Raw genomic sequence first — 11,818 nt, 5'->3', positions numbered from 1 at the left:
CTCGCGGCGGCCGCGCTGCTGAGCCCGGTCGCGTACCGCGTCTGGCAGCGGCGCGCGTAGTCAGAACGTGAACGGGTCGGCGCAGTCCGCGACGACGCCGTGCTGCGGGCAGACGTACTTGCAGTGGCGCTTGAACATCGCCGCGCCGCACATCGGACAGCGGCTGCCGCCCCCGCCGGACTGCTCGCTCATACCCACCGCTGCGTGCGCGACCACCATAGGCGTGACTCTCGCGGGTCGAGAACGGGGAGAAAGTCGCAGAACCGTCTGCTAGCCGCTCAGTTCAGCACTCGCTCCAGCCGCAGGACTCGCAGGTCTTGCAGCCCTCGCTGTAGTACAGCGTCATCGACCCGCAGTCCGGGCACTCGGGGCTCTCGCCCGCGTCGATGAGCGACTGCGTCGCGTCGTCCTGCTGCTGGCCGTCGCCGCCAGCGCCGGAGGGCCCCTGCGGGCCGCCGACGGCGGACTCGGTAGTCGCGCCGCCGTCGGTCTCGGGGGAGGCGGCGTCGTCGCCGACCTCGCCGAGGCGCTGCTGCTGGGGGTAGGCGGCGCGGTCGACGTCGCCGTCGAGGTAGCGCCGCAGCGCGGTGCCGAACGCGTCCGGGATGGAGTTGACCTGTTCGCCCTTGTCCCACGCGACCTTCGGCGACCGGATGCCCTGGAGCTTGTCCGCGATCTCCTCGGGGTCGACGCCCGACCGGAGCGCGACCGAGATGGTCTTCGCGAGCGCCTCCGTGAACGAGCCCGTGAAGCCGCCACTGTTCCCGGTGTTCGCGAACAGCTCGAACGGCCGCTCCTGCTCGGGGTCCTCGTTGATGGTGACGTAGAGCTTCCCGTAGCCCGTGTCGATGCGCTGGGTGACGCCGTGGAGGAGGTCGGGGCGGGGCTGCTTCTCGGCGAACTCGCCGTCGAAGCCGTCGGCGTCCCCGGTCTCGAACAGCTCGCGGAGCTCGTCGCCGAACGCGGCCTGGACGTCCTCGTTGTCGAGGAAGCCCTCGATGCCGCCGAACGTCTCCTGGATGGTCTCGACGATGGCCTCCGCGGCCTCGTCCTCGTCCATCTCGGAGAACTCGGTGTTCTCGGCGCGCGTCGTCAGCACCTGCTTGCTGCGGGTGCCGTCGCGGTAGACGGTGACGCCCTTCCCGCCGTTCTCGTAGATGTAGCGGTACACCTCGTCCATGTCCTCGACGGACGCGTCGTTCGGGAAGTTACACGTCTTCGAGATGGCGGAGTCGACGCCCTCCTGACAGGCCGTCTGGACGGCGGCGTGGTCCTTCCCGGAGAGGTCCGAGGTCACGACGAACAGCTCGCCGATGGAGTCCGGCACGGTCGTCAGCCCGTCGACGCCGTCGAAGTCGTTGTTCGCCATCTGCTCTTGGGCCTCTTCTTTGACTGCGTCGACGTCGATGTCGTTGGCCTCCAGCGTGCGGAGGAAGTAGTCGTCGAACTCCACGAGCATCTCGTCGCCCTGCACGTCGTCGCTGACGTTCTTGTAGTAGGCGACGTTGTAGATGGGCTCACAGCCGCCCGTGGTGTTCCCGACCATCGACGTGGTGCCGGTCGGCGCGATGGTCGTCGTGTTGTGGTTCCGAATCGGGAAGCCGTCCTCCCAGTCTTCGGCGTCCTCGCCGGTGTGGTGCTCGAACCACTCGGGGTACGCCGTCGGGTCCGCGTACTTGGACTTGTCCCACTCGTCGAAGCTCCCGCGCTCGGTCGCGAGCTCGTGGCTGGCTTCCTTCGACCCGTGGTCGATGTGGCGCATGACCTGCCGGGCAATCTCGTTGCCCTCCTCGCTGCCGTACTTCACGCCGAGCTGGATGTACAGCTGCGCGAGACCCATGACGCCGAGGCCGACCTTCCGCATCTCGGAGACCTTCTCCTCGATCTCCTCGACGGGGAAGTCGGACATCGTGACGACGTTCTCGAGGAAGCGCGTCCCCTGCTCGATGCGGTGGTCGAACTCCTCGACGTCGAGCGCGTCGTCGAGGAAGCGGTTGACGCCCTCTTCGAGGGTGTCGAAGTCGTGTTCCTCGCTCCAGACGCGCCAGTCGGGGGCGTCCTGCGCCGCGAGCGTCGAGAGGTTGATGTGGCCGAGGTTACACGCCTCGTACTCCTCGAGGGGCTGCTCGCCGCAGGGGTTCGTCGCGAGGATGCGGTGATCGGGGTGCTCTTCGACGTCGAAGGAGTGCTGCTTGTTGACGCGTTCGAGGTAGATGACGCCGGGTTCGCCGTTCTCGTGGGCGCCCTCGACGATGCGCTCCCAGACCAGTTCCGCCGGCAGCGTGAGCTCCTCGCCGGGCGTGACGTACTCGCCGAGCCCGTACCGGGAGTACATCTCCTCGGTCTCCTCGGTGGCGATGTGGGGCTCCTCGGTGCGCGGGTTCGTGAACGTGTACTCCTCGCCGTTCTCGAGGGCCTCCATGAAGCCGTCGGTGACGCCGACGGAGATGTTGAAGTTCGAGAGGTGGCCCTCCACGGCGTTCCGGAGGTGCTCGGGGACCCGACCCTCGTCGTCGATGAGCTCGCGGGCCTCCTCGAGGGCCTCCGAGAACTCGGTGTACGTGTAGTCGTCGGGGTCGTTGAGCTTGAGCGTGTGCGCGAGGCTGACGTCCTTGTTCTTCGCGTGGATGAACTCGATGACGTCCGGGTGGCTGACCCGCATCACGGCCATCTGCGCGCCGCGGCGCGCGCCGCCCTGTGCGATGGTCTCGCACATCTGGTCGAACGTCTCCATGAACGTCAGCGGGCCGGAGGCGATCCCGCCGGTGGAGCCGACGGTGTCGCCGTACGGCCGGAGCTTCCAGAACGCGTACCCCATGCCGCCGCCGGACTGGAAGACCTCCGCCGCTTCCTTGGCGGTCTGGTGGATGTCGGTGATGTCGTCGTCCGGGGAGTCGACGAAGCACGCCGACAGCTGCTGGAGCTCGTCGCCGGCGTTCATCAGCGTCGGCGAGTTCGGCATGAAGGAGAGGTCCTCCATGAGCTGCTGGAACTCCTCGCGCTTGGCCTCGACGTGCTCGCGGACCGACTCGTCGTCGAGCTCGGGGACGACGGTGTCGTACGCGAACTTGTTGACGTTGCTCTCCGTGAGCGCGACCGTCTCGTCGTCGCCGACGGCGACGTCCTCACCGAAGACCTCGTCGACGAGCTCGTCCCGGCGCGGGTGGTCGGGCTTGAGCTGGTCGGGCGTGACTTCGACCGGCTCGTCGGCCTCGTAGACGACCTCCGCGAGCGCGATGTTCTTCGCGACGCGCGGGAACAGGTCCTCCTGCTCCTCGATGTGTTCGCCCTCCGTGTTCTTGCGGAGGTACCGCGCGGGCAGGATGTTGTGGTAGGCGTTCGCGGTGAGCCGTTCCTCGAGGGAGTCGCCCGTGGTGCGCTTGATGGGCAGCTCGACTTCGTCCGCGGAGACGTTCGGCGAACTCATAGACACTCACTCCTCGGTACGGGCCGTGTGGTGGGTTGTTGGTGTATCATGGATGGTCGAATTTCGGGTGTCGTCAGGGACGACAAGGTACCGGGCACGGGTGGTTAGTAGTTGCGTTTCGTCCCCCCGTGCTGGCCGCCCGCGAATCGCCCCGAATCTGCGTGCCTGAACCGTTGGGCTGGAACGGATATAACCCTAGCCAAAGCGTCGTGAAAGTGGTCGGCTTCGACCCCCGGAAACCGCCGACGGGGGCGGGGTTTCAGTTTCGGGCGCGCGGCGGAACCGGCGAGGGGTGCCGGGACGCGGACTGCCCCCTCGCTTAAGTCCGTGGTCTGCGTGGACCCGAGCATGCTCGCTGCACTCGTACTCGCGCTCGGCGGCCTGACCTCGTCCCCGCTGGGCACGCTGCTGGTCGCGCTCGTCGCCATCACCGTCATCGTGCTCGTCGGCCGGTTCGTCCTCAGCGTCGCGTGGAGACTGCTGGTCGTCGCGACCCTGCTGGTCGGCGCGGCGTGGGTCGTCACGACGCTGCTCGGCTAGACGGACGCGAGGAAGTTCTCCACGAGGTCGTGGCCCGCCGCCGTGAGCACGCTCTCCGGGTGGAACTGCACGCAGGCGATGGGGTGCTCGCGGTGGCGGACCGCCATCGCGAGCTCGGTGCCGTCGTGGTCGGTGCGCGCGGACACCTCGAAGCAGTCCGGAACCGCGTCGCAGGCCAGCGAGTGGTACCGCGCCGCCGGGAACCCCTGTTCGATGCCGTCGAAGACGCCGCGGCCGTCGTGCTCGACCGGGCTCGTCTTCCCGTGCATCGGCTCGGGCGCGCGCCCGACCGTCCCGCCGTACTCGTAGACCGCGGCCTCCATCCCGAGGCAGACGCCGAGCGTCGGCACGTCGGTGCTGACCTCGCGGAGGACCGGCGCGGTGACGCCGACGTCGCGGTCGTTCTTCGGGTGGCCGGGCCCGGGGCTGATGACGATTGCGTCCGGGTCGGCGTCGCGCACGTCGTCGAGGCTCGCTGTGTTCTTCAGCACGGTCGTCTCCGGGCGCTCGCCGTCGACGGTCTGTTCGGAGACGTACTCCACGAGGTTGTACGTGAACGAGTCGAAGTTGTCGACGAAGAGGACGTTCACCGCTCCACCTCCGGCGCGGCGTCCTCGCGGATGCGCTCGACGGCCGCGAGCACGCCGTCCATCTTCGCCTCCGTCTCGTCGAACTCCGCCGCTGGGTCGCTGTCCGCGACGATGCCCGCGCCGGCGCGCACGCGGAGGGTGTCCTGCTCGCCAGCGTGACTGATGGTCGCGGACCGGATCGTGATGGCGAACTCGGCGTCGCCGTTCCACGAGAAGTAGCCGACGCCGCCGCCGTAGATGCCCCGCGGGGAGGCCTCGAGGGCGTGGATGTGCTCCATCGCGCGGACCTTCGGCGCGCCGGAGAGCGTGCCTGCGGGGAACGACGCGCGGGTGGCGTCGAAGGCGTCCATCTCGTCGCGGAGCGTCCCCGTGACGGTTGACTCGATGTGCTGGACGTGGCTGTACTTGAGCACGCGCATGAACTCGGGGACGCGGACGCTCCCGGGTTCGCTGACGCGCCGGACGTCGTTGCGCGCGAGGTCCACGAGCATCGTGTGCTCGGCGCGCTCCTTCTCGTCGGCGAGCATCTCGCCGGCGAGCCGGCGGTCCTCGACGGGGCTGGACCCCCGCGGGCAGGTGCCCGCGATGGGGTTGTTGAGCACGGTGTCGTCGTGGACGGCCACGAGCGTCTCGGGGCTCGCGCCGACGACGGTGCGGTCGTCGTGCGAGAGCAGGAACATGTACGGCGAGGGGTTGACGTCGCGGAGCGCAGCGTAGAGCCCGCGCGGGTCGACGTCGCCGTCGAGTTCCCGGGTGCGGGAGACAACGGCCTGGTACACCTCGCCGTCCAGCACGGCTTCCTTGGCCTTCTCGACGCTGGCCTCGTACTCGTCGCGGGGGCCGGCGCGCTCGTCGGTGACGCGGAAATCGCCGAACTCGGGGTCGGCGGCGGCCGCGAGGTCGCGCTGCACGCGCTCGGCCTCCGCGACGAGCGAGTCGTAGACGTCGTCGGGGTCGTCGCGCTCGCCGACGAGCGGCGTGAACACCAGCGAGACGGTGTCGGTCGCGCGGTCGAAGACGAGCGTGCGCGTCGACAGCACGAACTCCGCGTCCGGCAGCGGCGTCGCCGGGCGCTCGACGCCGACTTCCTCGAGCCAGAGGTCGTAGACCGCGTCGTACGCGAGGAAGCCGACGAGCCCGCCGTCGAGCAGCTGGCGGTCCTCGTCGGGGAACCCGCGGCGGTCGACGTCCGGGAGCGCGCCCCGGAGCTGGTCGAGGACGTCGCCGTCGCCCGCGTCGAGGAACTCGGTCACGCGGTCCTCGCGGAGCGCCCGCACGTCGGTCCCGTCGGGGTGGGCGGTGACGACCGCGGCGGGGTCGTAGCCGACGAACGAGTACCGCGCGTGGCGGTCCTCGCTGGCGTCCGACGGCCGGAACGCGCCGTCCGGGTCGCTCGCGGACGTCTTCTCCGCGCTCTCCAGCAGGAAGCCGTAGTCGCCCCGAGTGAGTTCGGCGTACGCGGACAGCGGCGAGACGTCGGTGTCGAGGTCGGCGGCGACGCGGACGACCGCGGGGCCGTCGTCGGCGAGGTCGGCGAACTCGCTGCGCGTGGTGTCCAGCCCCGCAGCGGTCGCCCCGTCGGCGGTCACGCCTCCACCTCCCGGCGCTCGGTCGCGTTCGCGACGAACCGCCGGACCGCGTCGTGGTCCTTCTCGCCGCCCGTCCGTTCGACCCCCGAGGCCACGTCCACCGCGAACGGGTCGACGGTCGCGACGGCCTCGGCGACGTTCTCGGGCGTCAGCCGCCCGCGAGCACGACCGGCGAGTCCACGCCGTCGGCGAACTCGCGGGTCGCGTCCCAGTCGTGCGTGCGGCCGGTGCCGCCCGCGCCTTCTTCGTCGACGGAGTGACGAGCAGCGCGTCGGCGACGTCGTCGTAGCGTGCGCCCTCGGGGTCGGCGGCGTCGACGGTCTTCAGCACCGCAGCGGTCGTCCGGTCCGCGACGCGCTCGACGTCCTCGACGGGGCCGTCGCCGTGTAGCTGGACGGCGTCTGGCTCAACCTGCTCGACGAGGTCGACGGCGCGCTCGGGCGTCTCGGGCATCGTCACGAGCACCGTCGTCACGAACGGCGGCGCTGCTGCGACGAGGTCGGCCGCCTTCTCTGCACTCACTTCGCGGGGCGTGTCCACGGGCACGTCGACGACGAAGCCGACCGCGTCCGCGCCGGCGTCGACGGCCGCCTCGAGGTCCGCTCCGTTCGTCAGCCCGCAGATTTTCGCGCGCGTCATCGCGTCGCCGTCGCGGGGTCCCGGAGCGCCTCGAGCGTCCGCTCGGCGGCCCCGGAGTCGATGGCTTCCGCGGCGCGCTCGGCGCCGGCTCGCAGCGAGTCGGCCTCGCCGGCGACGTAGATGGCGGCGCCCGCGTTCGCGAGGATGATGTCCCGCTTCGCGCCGGTGACGTCGCCGGCGACGATGCCGCGCAGGTCGCGGGCGTTCTCCTCGGGCGTCCCGCCCGAGACGGCCTCGATGGGCGACTCCTCGAGGCCGAAGTCCGCGGGCGTGACCGTGTACTCCTCGATGTCGCCGCCGTCGAGTTCCGCGACGACGGACTCGCCGTGGAGCGCGAACTCGTCGAGGCCGTCGCCGTGGACGACGAGCGCGCGGTCGACGCCCATGTGCGAGAGCGCGCGGGCGATGACGGGCACGAGGTCGGGGTCGTAGACGCCGACGACCTGGGCGTCCGCGCCCGCGGGGTTCGTCAGCGGCCCGAGCACGTTGAAGATGGTGCGGACGCCGAGCTCGCGCCGCGGGCCGATGACGGCCTTCATCGCGGGGTGGAACTCGGGGGCGTGCATGTAGCCGATGCCGTACTCCTCGATGGTCTCCTCGACGGCCTCCGGGCTGGCGTCGAGATCGACGCCGACCTCGTCGAGGACGTCGGAGCTCCCGGACGAGGAGGAGACGGAGTAGTTGCCGTGCTTGGCGACGGGGACGCCGGCGCCGCTGACGACCATCGTGGACGTCGTGGAGACGTTGATGGTGTCGTAGTCGTCGCCGCCGGTCCCGCACGTGTCGACGAGCGGTTCGCGGTCCGGGTCGATGGTGTGGGCGGCGTCGCGCATCCCCTGCGCGAACCCCGCGATTTCGGTCTCGGTCTCGCCTTTCGCGCGGAGCGCGGCAAGCAGCGCGCCGATTTCCGCGTCAGTCGCGTCCTCGAACAGCCGTGTGACGGCGTCACGCGCTTCGTCGAGGGTGAGGTCCTCGCCGGCGGTGACGCGCTCGATGTATTCCTGCATTATGGACACCAGTGTACTTCTTCGCGTTGTAGTGTACAAGTCTGTACAGAAACTTAACTCTGCCGGGGGAGCCGCCCCCACGCGGGTGCCGATTCGAAACCTTCAACTGTACCCCCGGACTACGCTGGGATGCGTTCGAAGACCGCCGCGGGTTGGTGGTCTAGTCAGGCTATGACACCTCCTTGACATGGAGGAGGTCGGCGGTTCAAATCCGCCCCAACCCATTTTCTCGCGTCGCTCGCCTCCGAGCGACGCGTGTAGCGCGGCTGGAAGGACTTGAACCCTGGAAGACGAGCGGGAGCGAGTCTTCCTCCGGTTCAAATCCGCCGAACGCTGCTACCTGAACCGCGGAGCGACGCGTGTGGCCGCGTCTGTCGTGGAGTGTCGAACTGACCGGTCGCGGTTGGCTCACACTGTACACACGAAAACCGCTAAGTGGACGCGCTCACAACGTACACATCATGAGCGCTGACAAGAAGCGAGTGCAGTTCCGGGCGCCGGACCGCCTCATCGACCGGACGGACGCGCTCGCGACCGTCCTCGGCGAGGACCGGACGGACATCCTCGTGACGGCCCTGCGCGAGTACCTGCAGGACGCCACCCACGACGACGCGCTCACACAGGAGATCGCGGCCGCGTACTACGACGACGAAATCTCCTACGACCAGCTCAAGTCCCTCGTCGGCGCGGAGGAGGCCGCGAACCTCCGGGTCCTCAAGCAGCAGCTGGACGAAGACTTCGTCGACGACGTCGCCGAGCAATAGATGACGACGCTCGTCGCAGACACCCCCGCGCTGGTCAGCCTCGGCGTCGCAGCCGGCGGCGACCCCGACCCGCTCGCGCTGTGCGTGTCCGCCTACGACGTCCGCGTCCCGACCGTCGTCGCGGACGAACTCCGCCAGCTGGCGTCCTACGACGACGAACACGGTCGAGCCGCGAGCGACGTGCTCGACCGTCTCGACGACGCGACGACCCAGTCAGTCGAGCTGGACTCGGAGTTCCCGCTCGACGACGGCGAGAACGCCGCGGTGACGCTCGCGAACGACGCCGAAGCGGCACTCCTGCTGTGTGACGAGTTCAACCGGCTCGGGCTCGTCCACGCGTCGCTGGCCGACACGCGGCTGGTCACGACGCCGACGCTGCTCTCGGTGTTCGTTCGGACGGAGCGGCTGACGGCCGAGGACGCGCTCGCGCTCCTCGACGACGTCAGCGCGGCCCGGAGCTGGGACGCCAACAGCTACGTCCAGCGGGCGCGCTCGCTGCTCGAAGACGAGTAGCAGCGCACTGGCAGCTCCAACCTATTCGCCGGCTCGTTCTCCGGGCTTCCGCACGCGCCGGTAGCTCTGCGCGAACGCGTAGGCGAGCCCGACGACGGCGCCGATAGCGAGGACGGCGGGGCCGACGCTCATCGATATCTCGGTCGGGGAGGAGGAGAACGCGAACAGGAAGGCGAACGTGTCCGGCGTGCCGACCGTCAGCGAGGTGACGCCGAGCGCGTCGAGAGTGAGCGGGCCGGCGACCGCGAGCACGACGAAGACGCCGAGGGTGGCGACGGCGGCGCCGGCGAGGGCGTCCCAGACGACGGCGGTCACGGACAGCGCGCGCGGCCGGTCGCTCTCGCGGCCGAGGATGCGGACGCCGTCAGCGTGGTCTTCGAGGCGGACGTCCTCGGGGAAGCCCAGCAGCGTCATCGTCATCCAGAGGTCGGCGATGGCGCCGGCGGCGTTCGCGGCCAGCGGGACGACGAGCCACCCCCACTCGAGGCCGAGCATCAGCGGGACGCCGACCGCTGTCAGCACCACGAGCGGGGTGAGGAGGACGACGACGAACTGGTCGCGGGTGAACTCGTGGTCGGTGGTGGCGTACGCGTACGGGAGGATGAAGTGCGCGACGCCGACGCCGTACTTCGCTTCGCCGCCGTAGTACCGGATGGCGAGCCCGTGCAAGAGCTCGTGGGGGACGACGAACACCGTCGTCAGCACGAGCAGCACGAGGACGTCCAGCGCGGTCGTCCACCAGCCGGCGCCCGCGGGGGCGAAGTCGAACGACACCGGGTGGCCGGTGACGGCCTGGTAGAGGCCGCTAAACGCGGTGACGGCGACCACCATCCCGAGCGTCCCGAGCGCGGTCATCTGGATGGTGAGCCCGCGGGTCAGTTCGAGGTCCGCGAGCACGGTCTCCGCGTCGGCCGAGGTCATACCGGAGTGTCGCCCAGCCGGCGGGTAAGTGGTTTGGTAGCCGGGGCCGCCGCCGACTGGTGAAGAAACCGATATGTGTCCGCCACACCAAGAGAGTCCTCATGAGCGACGCAGACGGCATCGCCGAGGCAAACGACACCCGCGAGGAGATCATGGAGGCGACGTTCCGGGCGCTCAGCGAGCACGGCTACAAGGACCTCAGGGTCCGGGACATCGGCGAGGAGATGGAGCTGTCGCGGCAGGTCATCCACTACCACTTCGACGGGAAGTACGACCTCCTGTCGTCGTTCCTGGAGTACGTCATCGACCAGTACGAGGGCAGCGTCGCGGTCGAGGCGGAGATGGACCCGCGGTCGGAGCTGGACGCGCGCATCGACCAGTGCCTGTTCGGGCCGGAGTTCGAGGAGTTCACGCACTGGGACCGCATGAAGGTCTACCACGAGCTGTACGCCCACGCGCAGCACGACGACGAGCACCGCGAGCTCTTCGAGGAGCACTACGCGCGGCTGCGCGGCAGCATCGTCGACGTCGTCGAGGACGGCATCGAGCAGGGCGTCTTCCGGGACGTCGACGCCGAGCGCGTGGGCCAGCTGCTCACGGACGTCATCCACGCGGCCCGCGAGCGCCGCCTCGCTCTCGGGCACGACGACGCCCCCGAGGAGGCCCGCGCGGCCATCGACGAGTTCGTCCTCGACTCGCTGGAACGCGAGGACTAACCTCGTTTTCTCTGGGGAAGTTCGCTCCGGACGAGACAGCCGCTGCTGTGCGGGCGTCGGAAACGGAGGAGGTGGCGCCGCGTTACAGTTCGGGGACGTCCGACGGCATGTCGAAGTCGTGGTAGTACTCGCCCTTCTCCTTCGAGAGGACGTCGAGGACGGCGGCCGCGCCGTCGCCGACGGCGATGGCGGCCTGCCACTTCGTGTCGCGGCCCATCGCGCCGGTGGCGTAGACGCCGTCGACGGACGTCTGCATGTCGACGTTGACGTCGACGACGTCCTCGTCGGTGAACTCGCAGCCGAGGTCCTCGGCGAGTTCGCGGTTGCCGCCGGTCGCGAGCACGACGTAGTCGGCCTCGTACTCGCCGTCAGCGGTCGCGAGCGCGAAGCCGTCGCCGGCCTCTTCGATGCCGGTGACTTCCTCGTTCTCGTGGAGGTCGGCGCCGCGGGCCTCGGCCTGCTTCTGGGCGACGTCGACGAACGTCATCCCGTCCATCGAGCGGACGCCCGGGTAGTTGAACAGGTGGGCCTTCTGCATCCACGTCTCGCCGGTGTCGAAGACGACGGTGTCGAGGTCGTTCTTCGCGGCGAACTGCGCTGCGGACAGGCCGGCGGGACCGCCGCCGACGATTGCTACGTCTGCCATACGCGTTCGTGGGGGCGCCCCGAGGAAGTAGCTTACCATCTGGTAAAACCCGGCGGCTGCCGATACGACGCCGCGTGACGCGGCGAGCGGCGATAGCGCGGCCGCTCAGAGCACGAACGGGCCGCGCTGCTGAATCGGCTCGTCGTGGGGGCGGCCGGCGACGGCGACGGCGCGGAGGTCGGACTCGGTGCGGAGGTCGACCGCGGTCGCGTCCGTGACGGTGAACACGTCGCCCTCGCCGAACTCGCTGCCGTCGACGGTGCCCTCGCCGGCGACGCCGTAGACGAAGCCCGTCCAGTCCCCGGGAATCGACCACTCCCAGGCGTCCGAGACGCGGACGTCGAGGTACTCCATCGGCGTGTGGAGGGCCAGCGGCGAGCCGTCGCCGACGACCGTCGTCACCGTCGCGCCGTCGTACTCCGCGGTCGGGAGGTCGGCCTGCGTGGCGTCGACGTAGTCGGGGTCG

At 69.7% G+C, this 11,818-nt stretch carries 12 protein-coding genes, 1 tRNA gene and 1 pseudogene; 5 read left to right on the top strand and 9 right to left on the bottom strand.

The window, feature by feature from the left end:
* Window positions 1–60 precede the first annotated feature (60 nt).
* Both GJ634_RS16480 and GJ634_RS11280 read right to left on the bottom strand, forming a co-directional pair.
* A complete protein-coding gene (locus tag GJ634_RS16480; RefSeq protein ID WP_269449535.1) occupies window positions 61–192 on the bottom strand; it encodes an HVO_2523 family zinc finger protein in 132 nt (43 codons plus the stop codon).
* A 91-nt stretch (window positions 193–283) separates the two neighbouring features.
* The gene (locus GJ634_RS11280) at window positions 284–3,427 is read right to left on the bottom strand and encodes an adenosylcobalamin-dependent ribonucleoside-diphosphate reductase (RefSeq protein WP_157502873.1); all 3,144 of its coding nucleotides are present in this window, start codon (window positions 3,425–3,427) and stop codon (window positions 284–286) included.
* A gap of 348 nt (window positions 3,428–3,775) precedes the next feature.
* Between GJ634_RS11280 and GJ634_RS11275 the strand changes: the two genes are divergently transcribed.
* Window positions 3,776–3,967, top strand: coding sequence for a hypothetical protein (locus tag GJ634_RS11275; protein WP_157502872.1), 192 nt, complete (start codon window positions 3,776–3,778; stop codon window positions 3,965–3,967).
* Here the strand turns inward: GJ634_RS11275 and trpG are convergent.
* The 4 genes and pseudogenes from trpG to trpD form a co-directional block, all read right to left on the bottom strand.
* On the bottom strand, window positions 3,964–4,557 hold the full coding sequence (gene trpG / locus GJ634_RS11270) for an anthranilate synthase component II (RefSeq protein WP_331714130.1): 594 nt from the start codon (window positions 4,555–4,557) through the stop codon (window positions 3,964–3,966). The genes GJ634_RS11275 and trpG overlap by 4 nt on opposite strands.
* Window positions 4,554–6,116 (bottom strand): anthranilate synthase component I, encoded by a 1,563-nt coding sequence (gene trpE / locus GJ634_RS11265; RefSeq protein ID WP_157502874.1) that lies wholly within the window; start codon window positions 6,114–6,116, stop codon window positions 4,554–4,556. The genes trpG and trpE overlap by 4 nt, the downstream gene beginning before the upstream one ends.
* 26 nt (window positions 6,117–6,142) lie before the next feature.
* A pseudogene (locus GJ634_RS11260) lies at window positions 6,143–6,785 on the bottom strand (phosphoribosylanthranilate isomerase).
* Complete coding sequence (trpD, locus tag GJ634_RS11255; protein ID WP_157502871.1) at window positions 6,782–7,792, bottom strand: anthranilate phosphoribosyltransferase; 1,011 nt, start codon at window positions 7,790–7,792, stop codon at window positions 6,782–6,784. Before trpD ends, GJ634_RS11260 begins: the two are co-directional and overlap by 4 nt.
* 149 nt (window positions 7,793–7,941) lie before the next feature.
* On the opposite strand from trpD, the gene GJ634_RS11250 reads away from it, so the two are divergent.
* The 3 genes from GJ634_RS11250 (at window position 7,942) to GJ634_RS11240 (ending at window position 9,069) form a co-directional block, all read left to right on the top strand.
* Window positions 7,942–8,016: transfer RNA gene (locus GJ634_RS11250), tRNA-Val, on the top strand.
* Window positions 8,017–8,253: 237 nt separating this feature from the next.
* Complete coding sequence (locus tag GJ634_RS11245) at window positions 8,254–8,556, top strand: hypothetical protein (RefSeq protein WP_157502870.1); 303 nt, start codon at window positions 8,254–8,256, stop codon at window positions 8,554–8,556.
* Window positions 8,557–9,069, top strand: coding sequence for a hypothetical protein (locus GJ634_RS11240; protein ID WP_157502869.1), 513 nt, complete (start codon window positions 8,557–8,559; stop codon window positions 9,067–9,069).
* A 21-nt stretch (window positions 9,070–9,090) separates the two neighbouring features.
* On the opposite strand, the gene GJ634_RS11235 is transcribed toward GJ634_RS11240, so the two are convergent.
* Window positions 9,091–9,990 (bottom strand): DUF3267 domain-containing protein, encoded by a 900-nt coding sequence (locus tag GJ634_RS11235; RefSeq protein ID WP_157502868.1) that lies wholly within the window; start codon window positions 9,988–9,990, stop codon window positions 9,091–9,093.
* Between the two features lie 101 nt (window positions 9,991–10,091).
* Here GJ634_RS11235 and GJ634_RS11230 point away from each other — a divergent pair, with 101 nt between their 5' ends.
* On the top strand, window positions 10,092–10,706 hold the full coding sequence (locus GJ634_RS11230; RefSeq protein ID WP_157502867.1) for a TetR/AcrR family transcriptional regulator: 615 nt from the start codon (window positions 10,092–10,094) through the stop codon (window positions 10,704–10,706).
* 82 nt (window positions 10,707–10,788) lie between these two features.
* On the opposite strand, the gene GJ634_RS11225 is transcribed toward GJ634_RS11230, so the two are convergent.
* Together GJ634_RS11225 and GJ634_RS11220 are read right to left on the bottom strand one after the other, a co-directional pair.
* Window positions 10,789–11,352 (bottom strand): NAD(P)/FAD-dependent oxidoreductase, encoded by a 564-nt coding sequence (locus GJ634_RS11225; protein WP_157502866.1) that lies wholly within the window; start codon window positions 11,350–11,352, stop codon window positions 10,789–10,791.
* A 105-nt stretch (window positions 11,353–11,457) separates the two neighbouring features.
* Window positions 11,458–11,818 (bottom strand): pirin-like C-terminal cupin domain-containing protein (locus tag GJ634_RS11220; protein ID WP_331714129.1); only part of this gene is annotated, 361 nt, incomplete at its 5' end.

Origin of the sequence: Halobacterium sp. CBA1126, assembly GCF_009741975.1 — an archaeon.
GTDB lineage: Archaea > Halobacteriota > Halobacteria > Halobacteriales > Halobacteriaceae > Halobacterium.
This window is presented reverse-complemented; position numbering and strand designations above follow the sequence as displayed.